Origin of the sequence: Streptomyces noursei, from assembly GCF_001646665.1 — a bacterium.
GTDB classification, from domain to species: domain Bacteria; phylum Actinomycetota; class Actinomycetes; order Streptomycetales; family Streptomycetaceae; genus Streptomyces; species Streptomyces lavendulocolor.
In genome coordinates, this window is record NZ_LWBU01000249.1 from 126,252 (window position 1) to 145,533 (window position 19,282).

General features: G+C 72.7%; 16 protein-coding genes. 9 read left to right on the plus strand and 7 right to left on the minus strand.

Going from position 1 to position 19,282, the window contains the following annotated elements; translation table 11 throughout:
* The first annotated feature begins 4 nt into the window (after positions 1–4).
* The 7 genes from A4V12_RS17840 to A4V12_RS17870 all read left to right on the plus strand — a co-directional run bounded on the left by A4V12_RS17840 (position 5) and on the right by A4V12_RS17870 (position 6,734).
* The gene (locus A4V12_RS17840) at positions 5–418 is read left to right on the plus strand and encodes a roadblock/LC7 domain-containing protein (protein WP_064070344.1); all 414 of its coding nucleotides are present in this window, start codon (positions 5–7) and stop codon (positions 416–418) included.
* Positions 419–537: 119 nt separating this feature from the next.
* On the plus strand, positions 538–945 hold the full coding sequence (locus A4V12_RS17845; RefSeq protein ID WP_064070345.1) for a DUF742 domain-containing protein: 408 nt from the start codon (positions 538–540) through the stop codon (positions 943–945).
* Complete coding sequence (locus A4V12_RS17850; protein ID WP_079137103.1) at positions 926–1,513, plus strand: ATP/GTP-binding protein; 588 nt, start codon at positions 926–928, stop codon at positions 1,511–1,513. Before A4V12_RS17845 ends, A4V12_RS17850 begins: the two co-directional genes overlap by 20 nt.
* 340 nt (positions 1,514–1,853) lie before the next feature.
* Positions 1,854–5,081 (plus strand): sensor histidine kinase, encoded by a 3,228-nt coding sequence (locus A4V12_RS17855; protein ID WP_064070347.1) that lies wholly within the window; start codon positions 1,854–1,856, stop codon positions 5,079–5,081.
* A 10-nt stretch (positions 5,082–5,091) separates the two neighbouring features.
* Positions 5,092–5,505, plus strand: coding sequence for a roadblock/LC7 domain-containing protein (locus tag A4V12_RS17860; RefSeq protein ID WP_030980891.1), 414 nt, complete (start codon positions 5,092–5,094; stop codon positions 5,503–5,505).
* A 97-nt stretch (positions 5,506–5,602) separates the two neighbouring features.
* Complete coding sequence (locus tag A4V12_RS17865; RefSeq protein WP_064070348.1) at positions 5,603–6,172, plus strand: DUF742 domain-containing protein; 570 nt, start codon at positions 5,603–5,605, stop codon at positions 6,170–6,172.
* The gene (locus A4V12_RS17870; protein ID WP_064070349.1) at positions 6,153–6,734 is read left to right on the plus strand and encodes a GTP-binding protein; all 582 of its coding nucleotides are present in this window, start codon (positions 6,153–6,155) and stop codon (positions 6,732–6,734) included. The genes A4V12_RS17865 and A4V12_RS17870 overlap by 20 nt, the downstream gene beginning before the upstream one ends.
* Positions 6,735–7,144: 410 nt before the next feature.
* On the opposite strand, the gene A4V12_RS17875 is transcribed toward A4V12_RS17870, so the two are convergent.
* The 3 genes from A4V12_RS17875 to A4V12_RS17885 all read right to left on the minus strand — a co-directional run bounded on the left by A4V12_RS17875 (position 7,145) and on the right by A4V12_RS17885 (position 11,460).
* On the minus strand, positions 7,145–7,342 hold the full coding sequence (locus tag A4V12_RS17875) for an acyl-CoA carboxylase subunit epsilon (RefSeq protein WP_064070350.1): 198 nt from the start codon (positions 7,340–7,342) through the stop codon (positions 7,145–7,147).
* 13 nt (positions 7,343–7,355) lie between these two features.
* Complete coding sequence (locus tag A4V12_RS17880) at positions 7,356–8,939, minus strand: acyl-CoA carboxylase subunit beta (RefSeq protein WP_064070351.1); 1,584 nt, start codon at positions 8,937–8,939, stop codon at positions 7,356–7,358.
* A gap of 154 nt (positions 8,940–9,093) precedes the next feature.
* Positions 9,094–11,460: a polysaccharide lyase 8 family protein gene (locus tag A4V12_RS17885; protein ID WP_064070352.1), complete on the minus strand. Its 2,367-nt coding sequence runs from the start codon at positions 11,458–11,460 to the stop codon at positions 9,094–9,096.
* A gap of 357 nt (positions 11,461–11,817) precedes the next feature.
* Here A4V12_RS17885 and A4V12_RS17890 point away from each other — a divergent pair, with 357 nt between their 5' ends.
* A complete protein-coding gene (locus tag A4V12_RS17890) occupies positions 11,818–13,095 on the plus strand; it encodes a beta-1,3-glucanase family protein (protein ID WP_079137104.1) in 1,278 nt (425 codons plus the stop codon).
* Between the two features lie 118 nt (positions 13,096–13,213).
* Here the strand turns inward: A4V12_RS17890 and A4V12_RS17895 are convergent, their stop codons facing one another.
* The 3 genes from A4V12_RS17895 to A4V12_RS17905 form a co-directional block, all read right to left on the minus strand.
* Positions 13,214–14,671, minus strand: a complete 1,458-nt coding sequence (locus tag A4V12_RS17895) for a vWA domain-containing protein (protein WP_234372214.1) — start codon at positions 14,669–14,671, stop codon at positions 13,214–13,216.
* On the minus strand, positions 14,668–15,915 hold the full coding sequence (locus tag A4V12_RS17900; RefSeq protein ID WP_064070353.1) for an AAA family ATPase: 1,248 nt from the start codon (positions 15,913–15,915) through the stop codon (positions 14,668–14,670). The genes A4V12_RS17895 and A4V12_RS17900 overlap by 4 nt, the downstream gene beginning before the upstream one ends.
* A 210-nt stretch (positions 15,916–16,125) precedes the next feature.
* Complete coding sequence (locus A4V12_RS17905) at positions 16,126–17,496, minus strand: hypothetical protein (RefSeq protein ID WP_064070387.1); 1,371 nt, start codon at positions 17,494–17,496, stop codon at positions 16,126–16,128.
* Positions 17,497–17,810: 314 nt separating this feature from the next.
* Here A4V12_RS17905 and A4V12_RS17910 point away from each other — a divergent pair, with 314 nt between their 5' ends.
* A complete protein-coding gene (locus A4V12_RS17910; RefSeq protein ID WP_064070354.1) occupies positions 17,811–18,419 on the plus strand; it encodes a YceI family protein in 609 nt (202 codons plus the stop codon).
* On the opposite strand, the gene A4V12_RS17915 is transcribed toward A4V12_RS17910, so the two are convergent.
* Positions 18,403–19,176 (minus strand): class I SAM-dependent methyltransferase, encoded by a 774-nt coding sequence (locus A4V12_RS17915; protein ID WP_064070388.1) that lies wholly within the window; start codon positions 19,174–19,176, stop codon positions 18,403–18,405. The two genes, A4V12_RS17910 and A4V12_RS17915, sit on opposite strands and share 17 nt — an antisense overlap.
* Between the last annotated feature and the right edge of the window lie 106 nt (positions 19,177–19,282).

Consider the following 19,282-nt stretch of genomic DNA (forward strand, 5'->3'; position numbering starts at 1 on the left):
ACCGATGAGCCAAGCGGCCCAGAACCTGAATTGGCTGATCACCAACTTCGTGGACAACACCCCCGGGGTGTCCCACACGGTGGTGGTCTCCGCCGACGGGCTCCTGCTGGCGATGTCCGAAGGGTTCCCCCGCGACCGCGCCGACCAGCTCGCGGCCGTGGCGTCCGGACTGACCTCGCTGACCGCGGGTGCGTCCCGGATCTTCGAGGGCGGCGCCGTCGCCCAGACCGTGGTGGAGATGGAGCGCGGCTTCCTCTTCCTGATGTCCATCTCGGACGGCTCCTCCCTCGCCGTGCTCGCGCACCCGGATGCCGACATCGGCCTCGTGGGGTACGAGATGGCCCTGCTCGTCGACCGCGCGGGCAGCGTCCTCACCCCTGACCTGCGCGCGGAACTGCAGGGCAGCCTGCTCCACTGAGGCGGTACGCCCCAATCCGTACCTCCCCCCTCTTGCCTCGTTCACCGTCGGCCGCCCCCTCCGGCCCCCCACCGGCCAGTCAGACGACAGGCAGACCACCTGCTGTCACTGGAGGATCAATGACCCCGCCCCCCGCCTCTCACGATCCGTACGGCGTCCCCACGGACGCCGGGTACGGCGTCGAAGGCGACCAGCCGCTGGTCCGGCCCTATGCCATGACCGGCGGCCGGACGAGGCCGCGCTACCAGCTCGCCATAGAAGCGCTGGTCAGCACCACGGCCGACCCGGCACACCTGGGAAGCCTGCTTCCCGAGCACCAGCGGATCTGCCATCTGTGCCGCGAGGTGAAGTCGGTGGCAGAGGTGTCGGCGCTGTTGTCGATGCCCCTGGGCGTCGCCCGGATCCTCGTCGCCGACCTGGCGGAGGCGGGCATGGTGGCGATCCACCAGCCGGGCAACGGAGAGGCCGGCGGAACGCCGGATGTGACACTGCTCGAAAGGGTGCTCAGTGGACTTCGCAAGCTCTAGCGGCGGTTCCGGAGGCGGTCGCTCGACAACCTCCGCCAAGATCGTGGTGGCGGGCGGATTCGGCGTGGGCAAGACCACGTTCGTCGGCGCCGTCTCCGAGATCAACCCGCTGCGTACCGAGGCCGTCATGACGTCCGCTTCCGCGGGCATCGACGACCTCACCCACACCGGCGACAAGAAGACCACCACGGTCGCCATGGACTTCGGCCGCATCACCCTGGACCAGGACCTGATCCTGTACCTCTTCGGTACGCCCGGTCAGGACCGCTTCTGGTTCATGTGGGACGACCTGGTCCGCGGCGCCATCGGCGCGGTGGTGCTCGTCGACACGAGAAGGCTGGCCGACTGCTTCCCGGCGGTCGACTACTTCGAGAACAGCGGGCTGCCATTCGTCGTCGCGCTCAACGGTTTCGAGGGCCATCAGCCGTACACACCGGAAGAGGTGCGCGAGGCGCTGCAGATCGGCCCCGACACCCCGATCATCACCACCGACGCCCGCCACCGTGCCGACGCCAAGAGCGCGCTGATCACGCTGGTGGAGCACGCTCTTATGGCCCGCCTCAAGTAGACGTGCCCATACGGCAGTTGTCGTAGCGGCGTTCAGGGGCCGGGTGTGTCGTTAGACACGGCCGGCCCCGACGTTCATAACGTTTCGACAGAGAATTGCGGGGCGCCGGACACGAGACGCATCCGAATGGTGCCGCTGCGCTCACATGAGCCCCGCCTTTTGGCGGGGCTCGCTCTTTATGCCCGATTTATCTGCGGTCTGAACCACTGAAGACGACCCCGATGGGGGGTTTGGAACGCGGCGGCTTTACGTGCTGCAATGCGACGAACTCCCGAGTAGTACGGCCCTGAAAAGAAAAACGGCACGACGTAGGTGCCGGCGCCGAGAGGTTGTTGGTCGAGTGAGGCGAAGCACGAAAAGCGCCGCAGAGCAGCAGGCGCGGGGCAATTTCACCCCGCCCGCACGCACAGCGGTGCCGCCTGCCGATACGCCCGGAACGCCGTCGGCCGCCTCCGGCGGCGGTGGCGGTCAGGGCAGCTCCAGCAAGATGTCCCCGCGCAACTGGCGCGTGGGCACCCGGCTGAACGCCATCCTCCTCATACCCGTGCTCGTCGGGCTCGTCATGGGCGGCTTCCAGGTGAAGGCGGCCATCGACACCTGGCAGGAGGCACAGGACGCCGAGAAGACGGCGCTCATCGTGCGCGCCGCCTCGGAGTACGGCCAGGCGCTGCTCAACGAGCGCGACCTCACGGCCGTGCCGCTGCTCACAGCGAAGGGCCAGAGCGACTCGGAGGTCACCAAGGCGCGTGCCGAGACCGAGGCCGCCAAGGAGAAGTTCGACGAGGCCGTCAAGGACATGCCCTCGGGGCAGGGCCTCGAGCGGCGGCTCGAGCTGTTCCGGAACGAGGAGCCCAGGCTCGAGAAGGTGCGGGAGAGCGCCTATTCCAAGGCGCAGGACCCGGTGACGACCGAAGAGGACTACACCGACGTCCAGCACTACCTCATGGAGTTCTCCAACGAGCTGGGGCTCGGCACCGGGAACGTCACCTCCTACGGCCGCATGGTCTACGCGATCCAGCTCGCCCAGGCCGCCCAGTCGCTCCAGCGCTCGATCGGCACGCACCTGCTGGTCCGTCCCAGCAAGGACGACGTGACGTTCGCCGAGCAGAGCCGGGCGTTCAACTCGTACAACTACCTGGAGCAGATCGCCCTCGGCGAGTACAACTCCGGTGGCACCGAGGAGGACGTCGACAAGCTCAAGGCGGTCATGCTGCGCCGCGCCGCCGAGGGCGACAAGAAGCTTCAGGCCGAGGGCATCAGCCTGAAGAAGGACGAGAACGGCTCGGTCCTCGCGCCCATGGCCGCGGAGATCGGCAACGCCGAGGACGCGGACGCGATCAAGGAGCTCGCGGCCAAGGGCATCGCTCCCGAGACGTGGCTGGGGGCCTCCTCCTCCAAGTTCGACGGTTACGGCGAGATCAGCACCGAGCTGGTGAACAAGGCCGTGGACGAGGCCGCCGAGATCTCCAGCGACGCCAAGACCGACGCCATCGTCATCGGCGCCATCGTCGTCGTCGCGCTGCTCACCGCCTTCATCCTGGCCGCGATGATGGCCCGGCAGATGAGCACCTCGATGAGCCGCCTGCGCACCGCCGCGTTCGACATCGCCGAGCAGCGCCTGCCGATGCTGGTCGACCAGCTCTCCCGTACCGACCCGGGCCGCGTCGACACCCGGGTGCAGCCGATCCCGATCGACTCCCAGGACGAGATCGGCGAGGTCGCCCGCGCCTTCGACCAGGTGCACCGCGAGGCCGTCCGGCTCGCCGCCGAGCAGGCCCTGCTGCGGGGCAACGTCAACGCGATCTTCACCAACCTGTCGCAGCGCAACCAGTCGCTGATCGAGGGCCAGCTGACCCTGATCACCGAGCTGGAGAACAACGAGGCCGACCCGGACCAGCTGGAGAACCTCTTCCGCCTGGACCACCTGGCCACCCGTATGCGCCGCAACGGCGAGAACCTCCTCATCCTCGCCGGCGAGGAGCCCGGCCGCCGCTGGAACCAGCCCGTCCCGCTGGTGGACGTCCTGCGCGCCGCCTCCTCCGAGGTGGAGCAGTACGAGCGCATCGAGCTCACCGGCGTACCGGAGTCGGAGATCCACGGCCAGGCCGTGACCGACCTCGTGCACCTGCTGGCCGAGCTGCTGGAGAACGCCACGACGTTCTCCTCGCCGCAGACCAAGGTCCGGGTCACCGCGACCCGTCTCCCCGACGGCCGCGTGATGATCGAGATCCACGACAAGGGCATCGGCCTGACCGCCGAGGACTTCGCCGACATCAACCACAAGCTGGCCAACCCGCCGACCGTGGACGCCGCGATCTCGCAGCGCATGGGCCTGTTCGTGGTCGGCCGCCTCGCCGACCGGCACGGCATCCGCGTCCAGCTGCGTCCCTCGGGCGAGCAGGCCGGTACGACGTCGCTGGTCATGCTTCCGGACGCGATCACCCACGGTGGTGGTGGCGACCCGGCCATGCAGGACGACTTCACCGTCTCGCAGATCATCCCGGAGCAGCAGGCGTTCGAGGCGGCGCCGCTGCGGACGGCCGCCGAGCTGGGCTTCGACGACTCCCGGTACGAGCAGGCGTCGGGCGACGGCAACTCGCTGGACCCGGTGGGCCGCTCCCGGCTGCGCGAGGAGCGCCGTGCGGCGCTGGGCGCGCAGCTCCAGGGTGGCGAGGGCGAGCGGCAGATGTACCGCGACGACCCCGCCCAGGACCAGCAGGCCGCCGCGTACGACGAGCAGGGCGGCCAGGACGGCTACGGCTACGAGCAGCCGTACGAGCAGCAGCAGCAGTACGAGCAGCCGGCCGGCTACGCGCAGGACGCCTACGACGGCCAGGACGGCTACCAGCAGCAGTACGCCGGCGGTGACTACGCGACGGGCGAGTACGCGACCGGCGAGTACCCCGAGCCGTCCTATGCGGAATCCGGTTTTCCGGCTCAGGAGTCCCAGCAGCCGCAGTACGACAACCAGTTCGAGCCCCAGTCCCACCAGGGCGAGTGGCAGGAGCAGGCTTCCTACGAGGGCGGTTACGAGTCCGGGTACGCGACGGAATCGGAATCTTCCCAGGGCGCTCCCACGAACGGCCGCGAGCGCGTAGGCTTCTCCTCGGGCCCCACCCCGAGCACCGGTCACGAGCTGACCGACGCCGGTCTGCCGCGCCGCGGCAGCCAGCAGCAGGCTCCGGCCCCGCAGCAGCAGCGGCAGGTTCCTCAGGCGGAGCAGACGCAGCCGGTCCAGCGGGTCTCGCAGAGCAGCAGCGAGGACAACGGTTCCGAGGGCTGGCGCTCGACCAACGACGAGCGCTGGCAGCGGGCCGAGAAGCTCCGCGAGCCGAAGGCCGGCGGGGTCACCCCGTCCGGACTCCCGCGGCGCGTTCCCAAGGCCAACCTGGTCGAGGGCACGGCGGAGCAGACCCCGCAGGGAGGCCCACAGGTCTCCCGCGCCCCGGAGGACGTGCGCGGCAGGTTGAGCAACCTGCGGCGCGGTGTCCAGCAGGGGCGCAACGCGGGAACGGACACGAACGGATCGGGCCTCGGCCCGGGTAGTACCTACAACCAGGAGCGTTAGTGTGAGCCCGATGAGCCAGGCGGCGCAGAATCTGAACTGGTTGATCACCAACTTCGTGGACAACACCCCCGGGGTGTCCCACACGGTGGTGGTCTCCGCCGACGGACTCCTGCTGGCGATGTCCGAGGGTTTCCCCCGGGACCGTGCCGACCAGCTCGCCGCGGTGGCGTCGGGTCTGACGTCGCTGACGGCCGGGGCCTCCCGGATCTTCGAGGGTGGCGCGGTCAACCAGACGGTGGTGGAGATGGAGCGCGGCTTCCTCTTCATCATGTCGATCTCGGACGGCTCCTCGCTGGCCGTCCTCGCCCACCCGGACGCCGACATCGGTCTGGTCGGTTACGAGATGGCTCTCCTGGTGGACCGCGCGGGCACCGTCCTCACCCCGGACCTCCGCGCCGAACTCCAGGGAAGTCTTCTCAACTAGCAGACAGACCGTGCGTTTCTCGCCACCGCACCATAGGGTGCGGTGGCGCGGCTCCACAGGGACATGGAACCGGTGAACGGCAGTCGGAGGAGGAAAAGTGGCAACACCCCCAGGCGGACACCACCCATACGACGGTGCGCACCAGTCGCAGGGTGAGAACGCCCAGAACCGCTTCAACTTCCCCTCCGCGCCCAGCGGTCAGGGCGGCATGCAGCAGCCGTACCAGCAGCCGCAGTCCGGTCACCCGTACGTCCAGCCGCAGGCGCCGCGCATCCAGCCGGTGCAGCAGCGGCGGCGCCCGGAGCCCGCGCCCACGTCGGGCAACCACAACCCGCTGGTCCGTCCGTACGCCATGACCGGCGGCCGGACGAGGCCGCGGTACCAGCTCGCCATCGAGGCGCTGGTGTCCACCACGGCCGATCCGGCCAGGCTGCAAGGGCAGTTGCCCGAGCACCAGCGGATCTGCCGGCTGTGCTTCGAGATCAAGTCGGTCGCCGAGATCTCGGCACTCCTCTCCATCCCCCTCGGCGTTGCCCGGATCCTCGTCGCCGACCTGGCGGAGGCCGGACTTGTCGCCATCCACCAGCCCGGCGGCGACGAGTCCGCCGGCGGCCAGCCAGACGTGACACTGCTCGAAAGGGTGCTCAGTGGACTTCGCAAGCTCTAGCGGCGGTGCAGCCCGCTCAACCACCAGCGCGAAGATCGTGGTGGCGGGCGGATTCGGCGTGGGCAAGACCACGTTCGTCGGCGCCGTCTCGGAGATCAACCCGCTGCGTACCGAGGCCGTCATGACGTCTGCGTCCGCGGGCATCGACGACCTCACCCACACCGGTGACAAGACGACCACCACGGTCGCCATGGACTTCGGCCGCATCACCCTGGACCAGGACCTGATCCTGTACCTCTTCGGTACGCCCGGTCAGGACCGCTTCTGGTTCATGTGGGACGACCTGGTCCGCGACGCCATCGGCGCGGTCGTCCTGGTGGACACCCGCCGTCTCGCCGACTGCTTCCCGGCGGTCGACTACTTCGAGAACAGCGGCCTGCCGTTCGTGATCGCGCTGAACGGCTTCGACGGCCACCAGCCGTACACGCCGGAGGAGGTGCGCGAGGCGCTGCAGATCGGCCCCGACACCCCGATCATCACCACCGACGCCCGCCACCGTGCCGATGCCAAGAGCGCGCTGATCACGCTCGTGGAGCACGCCCTCATGGCGCGCCTGCGGTAGGCGCCTCTCCCCATGCAGCGAGGCCCGCACACCCGACGGTGTGCGGGCCTTCGTCGTCGGGCCCGCGGACCGGGTGGCGGTACGGCACGTGGGGCGGGGGCCGTATGGGCGGCGGGCGTGGGGCGGGGCCGTGCGGCATGCGGGCGCGCGGGTGCACCGGAGGCGGTGCGGCACGCGGGGCGGGGCCGTGCGGCATGCGGGCGCGCGTGGGTGCACCGGAGGCGGTGCGGCACGCGGGGCGGTGGTGGGGCCCGTACGGGTCGCGGACGGTGTGCGGGCGGTCGCCTGGCCCGGCGGGCGGGTGGCGCGGCGAGGGGCGGCCCGGGCGGCCGCGGGCGGCCGGGACGGCGCAGGGCCCCGCACCTCGGTGGTGCGGGGCCCTGCGTGGCGTGCGCGGCGGCCGGCGGGTGTCAGCGCTGCCAGGAGTGCGGGGCGCTGAAGCCGGGGCGGCGTTCGAGGCGGCGCCAGCCGGCGGTGGAGCGGACGCGGCGGGCCGGGGTGGCGGAGGTGCGGGCGGAGGCGCGGGCGAGGAGGACGGCGGTGATCGCCGCGAGCTCCTCCGGCTCGGCCTGGCCCTTCTCCACGCGGAGCAGGTGGGAGTCGGTCACGTGTGGCTCCTGGTTACTGGGGCGGGTTGCCGTGCTTGCGGGACGGCAGGTCGGCGTGCTTCGTGCGGAGCATCGCCAGGGAGGCGATGAGCACGGAGCGGGTCTCGGACGGGTCGATGACGTCGTCGACCAGGCCGCGCTCCGCGGCGTAGTACGGGTGCATCAGCTCGGCCTTGTACTCCTTGACCATGCGGGCGCGCATGGCCTCGGGGTCCTCGGCGTCGGCGATCTGGCGGCGGAAGATGACGTTGGCGGCACCCTCGGCGCCCATCACGGCGATCTCGTTCGTCGGCCACGCGTAGGTGAGGTCGGCGCCGATGGACTGGCTGTCCATGACGATGTACGCGCCGCCGTACGCCTTGCGCAGGATGAGGCTGATGCGCGGCACGGTGGCGTTGCAGTACGCGTACAGCAGCTTCGCGCCGTGGCGGATGATGCCGCCGTGCTCCTGGTCGACGCCCGGGAGGAAGCCGGGGACGTCCAGCAGCGTGACGATCGGGATGTTGAAAGCATCGCACATCTGGACGAAGCGGGCGGCCTTCTCGGAGGCCTCGATGTCCAGCACGCCCGCCAGGGTCTGGGGCTGGTTGGCGACGATGCCGACGACCTGGCCGTCGAGCCGGGCCAGGGCGCAGATGATGTTGCGGGCCCAGCGCTCGTGGATCTCCAGGTAGTCGCCGTCGTCGACGAGCTCCTCGATGACCTTGGCCATGTCGTAGGGGCGGTTGCCGTCCGCCGGGACCAGGTCCAGCAGGACCTCGGAGCGGCGGTCGGCCGGGTCGTCGCTCGGGTGGACGGGCGGGTTCTCGCGGTTGTTGGAGGGCAGCATCGACAGGAGGTAGCGGACCTCCGCGATGCAGGTCTCCTCGTCGTCGTACGCGAAGTGCGCGACGCCGGAGGTCTCGGCGTGCACGTCGGCGCCGCCCAGGCCGTTCTGAGTGATCTCCTCACCGGTGACCGCCTTGACGACGTCCGGGCCGGTGATGAACATCTGCGAGGTGTCGCGGACCATGAAGACGAAGTCGGTCAGCGCCGGGCTGTAGGCGGCGCCGCCCGCGCACGGGCCGAGCATCACGCTGATCTGCGGGATGACACCCGAGGCGCGCGTGTTGCGCTGGAAAATGCCGCCGTAGCCGGCGAGCGCGGAGACGCCCTCCTGGATACGGGCGCCGGCGCCGTCGTTCAGGGAGACCAGCGGGGCACCGGCCGCGATGGCCATGTCCATGATCTTGTGGATCTTGGTGGCGTGGGCCTCGCCCAGCGCGCCGCCGAAGATCCGGAAGTCGTGCGCGTAGACGAAGACCGTACGGCCCTCGACCGTGCCCCAGCCGGTGATGACACCGTCGGTGTACGGCCGCTTGTTCTCCAGGCCGAACCCGGTCGCGCGGTGCCGGCGCAGCTGCTCGACCTCCTGGAACGAGCCCGGGTCGAGCAGCAGCTCGATCCGCTCACGCGCGGTCAGCTTGCCCTTGGCGTGCTGGGCTTCGGTCGCCCGGTCGCTCGGGCCGCGCAGGGCCTCCTCGCGCAGGGCGTGCAGCTCTGCCACACGCCCACGGGCATCGGTCGGCTCGCCCTGGGTTTCGTCCACAACGGTCATGCATCGACCCTACGAAGCCGACCAAGGGAAACCCGCCGTCGACTCCGTACAGTTCCCCGCCCCATCTCCTGTGAGCCCTGGACAGAACCGGGCCGCAGTGCAGGCGAAGTGCCAGCCGGGGACCCCCATGCGTTGTGCAGATCCCACAATAGGCTCAGATGGAGACCGTGCAGGCGTGTCCGGCGCCGGCCGTGCCGGGCGTGATGCGCAGCCGGAGCGTGCGGCCCGCTCCCAGGACCTCGACGGACGGGTCGTGGGCGAGGACCCGCCGTACCGGGCGGTGCCAGACGATCTCCAGAGGCAGTCCGGTGCGCGGCGGCTCGCTGACGTGGACGGTCACCCTGCGGCCCGTCGCGCGGACGAGGACGCTCGCCGGCGCGCCGGCGGTGAGGGGCCCCACCGTACCGGGCTGCCAGAAGTTGGCGGCGGTCAGGCCCAGGGAGGGCACGGTGACGGCCTGGCGGGCGGCGGTGTTGTCGAGGATCTCCAGCCAGCGGGGGTCGTACGCGCGGGCCGCGACGGTCCGGCGCGACGCCCCCGGCATGAGGAGGTAGGCGTACGAGGCGTCCGCCGGATCGGTGCCGTGGTCGAGCCAGAGGGTCTGGTAGCGGCGGGTGCGGCGCTCGGTGGTGGAGGTGGTGTTGATGTCGCGCCAGGCGCCGGTGCGGTCCTCGCGCAGGGTGCGCAGGTCCTCCGTACCGCCGGGGAACACCCATCCGCCGTGCCCCTCCAGGTGGGCCCAGCGGCTGCCCCGCCCGGTCGTGAACCGGCCGCCGCCCGCCTCCCCCAGGTTCCGGTTGTCCACCACCGTCTCGACCGGCACCCCGTCCGTGCAGCCGATCCCCGCACCGAGGCAGACGACCGTGTCGGCGGCGCAGAACCAGGACTTGCGCGCCTCCAGGGTGGAGTCCAGACCCTTGAGGTGCTGTCCCACGGCGGCGAACTCGCCGTCCGTCACTCCCCCGACCCACCGCACGGCCGGCTTCGGCGCGCCCCACTCGCCGCCCGCCCGGTCGGGCAGCCGCTTGGTGGACACCGTCGTGCCGGGCAGCCGGTAGGGGTCGACGGTCGGCCAGAACCAGTCGGTGTACTGGGCGTCGGTGGCGGGGCCCCACCAGTAGAGCATCCCGGCGCCGGTGTGCCAGCCGCGCGGGTTCTCCCCGTTGCCGCACTCGTAGAAGGCGATCCGCTCCGACGCCATGGCGATGTTGGCCGCCCACCCGGGGCGGCGGTGCACGGCCCGGTCCATGGCGGCGAACAGCTTGTGGCCGACCGGTTCGGGCGCGGCGGGCACCGGCGAGGCGGCGACGGCGTGGAGCCGGGCGAGGTCCGCGACGCCGAACTGGGGCGCGGTGAGGACCGGGCTGACGGTGTCCCGCTCGATCCAGCCCTTCACGCGTGCGTGCCACCGGTCGCGCACGGCGGCCGGGGCGCCCGCGGCGAGCAGGGCGATGGCCGCGATGATGCCCTGGCCGTGGTAGTGGTCACCGCGCAGGGTGCCGTACGGGTCGTTGCGCAGGATGCCCCGGCTGACGGCGCGGCCGCTGACGCTGTCCATCATCAGGCCGTTGTACAGAAGGGGCGCGTAGGCGTGCTCGACGCTGTCGAGGACGATCTGCCGGTTCGGGTCGGTGACGGCCCACGGCGACCCGGCGAGCAGCGCGAACAGCCGGCCCAGCCCGTCGAGCACGACCTGTCCGTACGTACCGGAGTACGCGACCCAGGTGTGCTGGACGAACGACCCGTCGGCGTAGAGCCCGTCGCCCTTGGTGACGTACGGGAAGACGGGCGACAGGGCGTCCCGGGCGAGGGCGATCTTCGCCGGGTCCCTGCCGACGACGCCGCGCAGGGCGACGGAGCGGCACAGGTCGACCCGGTTGGCGCCGGTGGACGTGCCGGCGTAGTCGCCGAGCATCGCGTCCGGGACGAAGTGGTCGACGGCGGCGCAGGCGGCCGCGACCCGCTCGGGGCCGGCGGCTTCGTACAGCGTGGCGACGATGTCCATCAGGAGGCGTGGGCTGCCGATCTGCCACTCCCACCAGTTGCCGTAGCGGGTCGTGGAGGGGTTGTAGATCCGCTCGGCGAGGTGGTCGAGGCCGCGCAGGACGTCGGCGAGGAGGCCGGGCTCGCCGGTCTGGCCGGTGCCCCGCTGGACGTACGCCTGGGTCATGGTCCACAGGCGGTGGTAGCTCTGGGTGATGCCGGAGGGCGGGTCGAAGGCGTGGCCCGGCCACAGGGAGGTGGCGGTGGGGGCCATGGTGGCGCGGTGACGGGCGGCGAGGTCACCGGTCGCGGCCAGGCGGGAGGCGTACGGTTCGGCGGCCGGGTCGTAGCCGGTGCCGAGCTGGAGGCCCAGCCAGCGCAGCCGCAGCGTCTCGAAGTCGTCGGGGGCGGCGGAGGCTTGGGCGGGCACGGTGAGTCCCAGGGCTGCGGCGGAGGTGGCGGCGAGGAAGAGGCGGCGGGACCAAGCGGGCGTTGTCGGTGGCACGGGGACCTCCCGGTGAACGGATCGCAGCGGCATGGCGCACGAGCACTCCGCCCCGGCCGGACCACCGCCTCGTGGACCCCACCCAGCGTGCCCGGCACGACGTACGGCTCCGGGCGCCGACCCGGCCCCCGTCACCCGTACGGAGGGTCCCGGGCGGCACGGAGGACACCGGCGTAACAGCCGCCTCGCGGCACCGTCAACGCCCGGAGCACGGTACGGCGACGCGAGTCCAACAATCGCGCCGGTCTCGTCCAAGTCGGCCGGAGCGGCGCCACGTTGTGAAGGAACAAAAAATCTGAGAGCGCTCTCAGTCACATCTCTTGACGCCTCATCCGAGCAGCGCGAGAGTGAGCGGCACCCATCCCCCCCCACCCCCACAGGAGTGCGCTCATGGCGTCCCGTGAATCCCACGCGTCCCAGGCGTCCCACGCCTCCCACACGTCCCACCGCTCCCTCTCCCGCCGCGCCCTGCTCACCGGCACGGCCGCCGCCGCCGCGGCCACCGCGCTCGGCCTGCGCGGCGGTACGTCCGCCTCCGCCGCCCCCGCGACGTGCGAACTCGCCCTGGAGAACCGGTCCCTGCCCGGAACCGTGCGCGCCTACGTCACCGGCCACGAGCAGGGCACCGGCCGCTGGGTCCTGCTGCGCCCGGGCGGCGGTGTCTACCGGCCCGAGTCGCCGTCCGCCCCGATGACCCCGATGCCGGTCGACTGTGCGATACCCCTGCGCCCGGCGGGCGCGGGACCGGTCGTCCTGACCCTCCCCCAGATGTACGGCGCCCGGGTCTACTTCGTCCGCGACAACAGGCTCGACTTCTTCCTGAACCCCGGCCCCGCCCTGGTGGAACCGGCGTTCGCCACGTCCGCCGACCCCAACTACGGGCGCGTCTGGTCCTTCGCCGAGTTCACCTTCAACCCGCAGCAGCTGTACGCCAACATCAGCTACGTCGACCTGGTGACCGCCCTGCCGATCGGCCTCACGCTCACCGGGGACGCCACCCACACCGTCGCCCCGCTCCCGGCCGGGGCCCTCCAGCGGATCGCGGACGGGCTCGTCGCCCAGGCCGCACGGGACGGCCAGCCGTGGGACAAGCTGGTCATCCGCGCCTCCAACGGCTCCGTCCTGCGGGTCATCTCCCCGCAGAACCTCATGGCGCCGTACTTCGACCGCCCGGACCAGATGCCCTTCCGCAACGCCTTCACCGGCTACATCGACCGCGTGTGGCAGAAGTACCGCACCACCGACCTGCGCATCGACCTCCAGGGCGGGCGCGGTGTGCGCGTGGGCCGGGTGAACGGAGACGTCCTGACCTTCACCGGCGGCCACAGCTTCACCCGCCCCACCTCACGGGACGTCTTCACCTGCAACCACGGCCCGTTCGCCAACAACCCCGGCGACTCCGACGACCGCAAGGCCCTGCTCGCCCGCCTCGCCGCCGGATTCAACCGGACGACCCTGCTCACCCACCCCGACCAGCCCAACGGCCCGGCGCCCTCCGACTACTACCGCGACCCGTCGACCAACCACTTCTCCCGGGTGGTCCACGCCAACACCCCGATCGGGTACGCCTTCCCTTACGACGACGTCCGGCCGGACGGCCGCCCGGACGTCTCGGGCGCCGCGCACGACGGCAACCCGCGCCGCTTCACGGTGTCGGTCGGGTCGTAGGACCGGGCCCCCGGCCCGGGGGGACCCGTCCCTGGGGCGGCCGGGGCCCGGGGTCGCGCCCCGGGGGTCGCCCCCCCGGGGGTCGCCCCCCGCCCGGGGCCGGCCGGGGCCGGTGGCCTCAGCCGATGGTGACGACACGCGCCCAGGGCGGTGGGGCGTCCGGAACGTAATCGGGGTCGTCCTCGTCGACGGGTCCGCCCGTGCGGGGGAAGAGACCCACGACGGTGCGGCACGGCGGCTGGGCCGACGGCCAGGGCGTCTGCCCGTCCGTCAGCGCGACGATCACGTCCGGGCGCGGCCCGGAACGGAGCGCCCGGGCGAAACCCGAGCGCAGGTCCGTGCCCCCGCCACCGAGCAGCTCGATGCTCTCCGCGCGGCAGAGCGGGACCGCGACCCCGGCCGCCGCGTCGCAGGAGATCACCGAGACCAGGTCGCGCCGCCCGCCGACCGCCCGCGAGATCGCCGCCACCTCCAGCAGCGCGCTGCCCAGTTCGGCGTCGCTCACCGACCCGGAGGTGTCGATCACGACGCACACCCGGGGCGGCGTCCGGCGCAGGCTCGGCAGCACCACGCCCGGCAGGCTCGCCGCGCGGCGGGACGGGCGCCGGTAGGTGTGGTTCTCGCCCACCCCCGGCGCGCCGGCCGCCGCACGGACCGCGGCCCCGAGCAACTGCCGCCACGGCTGCGGCGGGTGGAACGCCTCGTCCGCCCAGCGGCGCCACCCGTCCGGTGCCTCGCCCGGCCGGCCCTTGATCCCCTCAGCCACCCGGAACCGGACTGCGTCCCGCTGCTGCCGGCTCAGCCCGTGCGCCCCGCCGGGCCCCAGCTCCCAGGGCCGTTCGTGGCCGTCGGCACCGCTGCCGCAGTCCAGCCAGGCCAGGTCCGCGGCGAGCCCGGACATCGACGCCCTGCGCAGGTACTCCTCCATCAGCAGCCCTTCGGGCAGCCGCAGCAGCGACGGCAGCACGGCTCCAGCCGGCCGGGGCAGACCGTCGCCGTAGATGTCGTCGTTGATCTCGAAGTCGGCGGCGATGTTGCGCCGGAGCCTCTCCCCCGGCCCGTACGCCTCGTGCTCCCGTGCGTACCGCTCGCCCCGGCCGTGATGGTCCCGCAGCAGGTGCGAGACCTCGTGCACCCACACGCCGGCCAGCTCCTCCACCGGCATGCGCGCCACGAAGGCCGGTGAGACGTAGCAGCGCCAGTGCGCGTCCACCGCCATCGTCGGCACCGACCGGTCCTCCACCACGTGCAGCGCGAAGAGGGCGTCGGCCAGGTAGGGGCGTACCTTCACCGCGTGCAGCCGGGCGGCCAGCAACTTCTCGCGGTCGAGCGGGAGTCCGGGGCGGGGAGGACGGGTCGGACCGGCGGGGCGGGTGGGCGTGGTGCGGTCGGTGGGCGGCTGCCGGTCGGTGGGCTGTCGGTCGGTGGGCGGACCGGCGGTGGGCGGACCGGCGGGGCGGCCGGGTCCGTCCGGCGGCTCCGGGAGGGTGGCGGCCTTCACCGGGCGCGGGGGCGCCGGCGGGGCCACCGGGCGCGGCAGCGGGCGCGGCACGGGTCGCCGCACGGTGCCGGTCATCGGCCCACCCCCGTCGCCCGCCCGGCGCCGGCCGCCGCCGCGACCCGCCCCACCGACCGGTCGGCACGCCGGGCGAGGCCGATCACCCCGGCGAGCCGCTCCACCGCCTCCGGCACCTCCCAGTCGTCGCGCCGCAGCCCGGCCAGCGCCGACGCCGGGGCGACCAGCAGGTCGGGGGCGCCGGTCTCCAGCGCCCGGACGAGCACCGCCCAGGCCGCCTCCCACCGGTCCCGCTCCGGGCGCGCCCCGACGGCGGCGACCACCGCGTCCAGGGCCGCCTGCCGCAGGTCGCCCCGCTCCGGCAGCTCGGCGGACGCCGGGTCGGCCAGCAGCGACTCCGGGTCCGGCAGGTCCATGCGGTCCAGGTGGGCCAGGAGCTCCAGCCCGGGCCCGTCCCCCACCGCGCCCCGCACCAGCAGGGCCAGCACGTCGCGGGAGACGCCGGCCGCGGTACCGAAGGCCAGCAGCGTCAGCGCGGCCTCCCAGCTGCGGGGCGAGGGCCAGGCCCCGCCGCGCCGCGCCTCGCTGCTCGGCAGCCGGTGGATGAGCGTCGGCCGGGCCTTCAGGAAGCCGCAGACCGCGCGCCGGGCGAGGGCGACCGCGTCCGGGAGCCGTTCCGGGTCCAGTCGGGGCAGCTCCGCACGGGGCCAGACGCCGCCCAGGCCGCGTACCACCACCTCCCGGTCGTGCACCCAGTACAGGTGCACGAACCGGTTGGCCAGCGGTGGGCTCAGCTCCCACCCGTCCGCCGCCGACGCACGCGGGTTGGCGGCGGCCACGATCCGTACGCCCGGCGGCAGTTGCAGCGCGCCGACCCTCCGTTCCAGGACGACCCGGAGCAGTGCGGCCTGGACGGCCGGGGTGGCGGTGGACAGCTCGTCCAAGAAGAGCAGTCCCCGGCCGGCCCGGACCAGTTCCACCGCCCACTGCGGCGGCGCCATCGGGACACCCTGGGTGGCCGGATCGTCACCCACGATGGGCAGCCCGGAGAAGTCGGAGGGCTCGTGGACGCTGGCGATCACGGTGGTCAGCGGCAGGTCGAGGGAGGCGGCGAGCTGGGTGAGGGCAGCCGTCTTGCCGATGCCCGGCTCGCCCCAGAGCAGCACGGGCAAGTCGGCGGCGACGGCCAGGGTGAGCGCTTCGAGCTGTTCGTCGGGGCGGGGCTCGGTGGACGTCGTGCGGAGGAGGGTCAGGAGGTCCTGGGCCAGGGCGAGTTGGGTGGAGGTGGTCGTGGTCGTGGTCATGGGATCACCTGGGTGTGTGTAGGAGAGAAGTCAAGGTTGTGGGTGCGTGGCGCGGAGCGCGGTGGGGGGTGGGGCGTGGCCCCTCCGGGCTCACCTCCTCGGCGCCGGCGGCCTTGGGTCACCGGCAGGGGAGCCGCACCGAGGCCGCCAACGCCTGCGGGGGCGACCCTGCACGGCCCCGCCCCGGCCGTCGCGCGTCCGCGGGCGCGGTCAGGCGTGCAGGCCGCTGCGGGGCCGGGACCGGTTGGCGCGCTTGCGGCGGACGACGAGCGGGGTGCGGCGGTCGAGCCGCGGGCGGCGGCCGGTGGTGGCGGGGTGTTCGTCAATCAGACCGGAGCGGAACAGCCCGTGCTCGACCCGCCGGTGCACGGCCGCCTCCAGTTCGTCCCGGAGCGGCCCGTCGCGCAGGACGGCGCCGGGGCCGAGCAGCCCCTCGACGACGGCCAGCGCCCCGGTGACGTCGCCGTGGCGCAGCCGCTCCCGTACCGCGGGCAGGGCCTCCGGGCTGCGGTGGACCGCGTCGATGGCCCGCAGGCAGGGCAGCGGCGGCCCGCCGAGCGCCACCAGCAGATCCTCGCGCCGCAACTGCGCCGGGTCGTGGTCGACCGCCGTCAGCACCCCGTCCCGCAGGGCGATCCGGTGGACCTCCCCCCGGCACTCCACGCGGTGCGGATCGCCGGACTCGGGTACGGGGCCGGTGGCCGGCGCCGCTCCGGGCGTCCCCAGCGCCGCGGCGACGAGCGGGTGCAGCCTCCCGGGCGGGACGAGCCCCGCGCGCAGCAGCTCCACGTCCGGCAGGGCCCGGGCCGCCGCCTCCGGCAGCACCGGGAGCGCGGCGACCACCTGCGGCGGCAGGGCGCCGGGCAGGGGCCGGAACGTCGGGGCGTGGCTGTCGTCGGGGGCGACGAGTTCGAGTACGGCACGGCTGCGCGCCCCGAGCCGTACGGTGAACGCCCCGCGCGGCAGCCCCTCCGCCCGCAGCAGCAGCTCGGCCTCGGCGGCCCAGCGCCCGACCGCCCACGGCCCGTCGGCGGGGGTGCCGAAGCCGCCGCAGCGCAGGGCCAGTTCACCGCTGCTCCCCGCGTCCCAGAGGTGCCGGTGCAGGTCGAGCCGGAAGCGCCGGTCGGGATGCGGGTGGGGGTGCGGGTGGTGCCCTTGGGCGGAGCCGTCCCACAGGGCCAGGGACATCCGCTGCCCGGCGTCGACCCGGGCGGGCGGCGTGCGCACCACCAGGTGGACCGGGACGGCGCCGGGGTTCCGGTAGGAGACCAGGGCCACGGTGAGGCCGGGCCGCAGCAGCCCGTCCGGGGCGATCCGGGGCATGTGCCAGCGCAGCAGGTCCGGAGCCAGCCGGCGCAGGTCGGCCCGGAGGCGGCCGGCGATTTCGGTGCCGTGGCGGTGGCGCACGGCGCGCAGATCGAGGTCGACGTCGATCCGGGCGGCGGCGCAGGCCCCCGCCCAGTCACCGGCCGCACGGCGTGCGGTCGCGTTCTCGATCATGGACGGTGGCACGGCGTACTCACGTACGCGCTGCCACATCGACAGGTGGTCGGGAATCCGGTTCGCGGAGTGATGTGCCATCAGCACTCACCCTGAGCGAACGATTCCCCCAATCCGCACGAGGAGTTGTTCTTCATCGCGGGCATCTTAACCACGCGCCGGATCACCTGTCAGGGCGATTTCGGGGCGGTCGACAGCTGCCGCTGTTGTCGTGGGTCACGTCCCGGCGGTTGCCCTCGCCGGAACCGGACCTCCACCGCGGCGCGCCGCCGCCCGGCCGCGCGGGGTGTCCGGGCCGAGAAAAGGGTTCACCCAGTGGTTGAAAGTTGAACGGAATGGGTCTAGAGTCGAAGTCGTTGAAGGTTCAACCAAGCCACCAGAGGGAGTACGTCATCATGGGTCTCTTCAGCCGCACCACCACCGCCACCGTCCCCGCCCCGGCCGCCGCCGTCGACCCGGCCCTGGCCGCCCTGACCGGCACGTACACCATCGACCCGTCGCACAGCGGCATCGGGTTCACCGCCCGCCACGCCATGGTCACCAACGTGCGCGGCGCCTTCACCGAGTACGAGGGCACGCTGGAGCTCGACGGCACCGACCCGGCCGCCTCCGGCGCGTCCATCGACGTGACGATCGCGTCCATCGACACCGGCAGCACCGACCGCGACGGCCACCTGCGCAGCGCCGACTTCTTCGACGCCGAGCAGTTCCCGCTGATGACCTTCCGCTCCACGGCCGCCGAGGCGCTCGGCGGCGCGGACTACCGCATCACGGGCGACCTGACCATCAAGGGCGTCACCAAGCCGATCAGCATCGACCTGGAGTTCAACGGCGCCGCGAAGGACCCGTTCGGCAACGAGCGCGTCGGCTTCGAGGGCAAGGCCGAGCTGCTCCGCTCCGAGTGGGGCCTGACCTGGAACGCCGCGCTGGAGACCGGCGGTGTCCTGGTCAGCGACAAGATCAAGCTGACGTTCGAGATCTCCGCGATCAAGAACGCGCAGTGACCGGTTTGCGGGCCTCGATGAGCGTCCGGCACGAGTGAGCGACAAAGGGACCTTCGGCCTCGATGAGGCCATGCAGGTCCCTCAGTCGTTCCCGGTACGCGTCCACCGTGAAGCCCGGCACGGTCCAGATGACCTTCCGCAGGAAGTAGACGACCGCGCCGACGTCGAAGAACTCCATGCGCAGGCGTTCCATGCGTACGTCGAGGATCTCCAGGCCCGCCGCCCGTGCCTCCGCCGTCTCCTCGTCCGGGTGCCGCTTGCGGCGCAGCTCGTCCGGGAGCGGTCCGAGGAAGAACTCGATCAGCTCGAAGACCGTCTCCGGCCCCACGTGCTGCGCGAAGTACGTGCCGCCCGGGCGGAGCACCCGGGCGATCTCGCCCCACCACACGGTCGCCGGGTGGCGGCTCGTGACCAGGTCGAAGGCCGCGTCCGCGAACGGCAGCGGAGGCTCGTCCGGATCCGCGACCACCACCACCCCGCGCGGGTGCAGCAGCGCGGTGGCCCTGGCGATGTTGGGGGGCCAGGACTCGGTGGCCACCATGGTCGGCGGGTACGTCGCCGCACCGGCCAGCACCTCGCCCCCGCCCGTCTGGACGTCCAGGCCGGCGGAGGCGGCGGCCAGCCGCTCGCCCATCAGGCGCCGGTAGCCCCACGACGGACGCTCCTCGGTCGCCCGGCCCTCCAGCCAGGAGAAGTCCCAGCCGGAGACGTCGACGGCGTCGGCCTCGGCGACGAGATCGTCAAAAGTACGTGACATGCCGTCACTGTACGAACCCCGCGGCACGACCCCGTCGGGCCTCCACCCGCCCGGACCTCCCGTGTCGGCCGCGGCCGCTCTCACCGGCCCGTGCCCGGCGGGACAC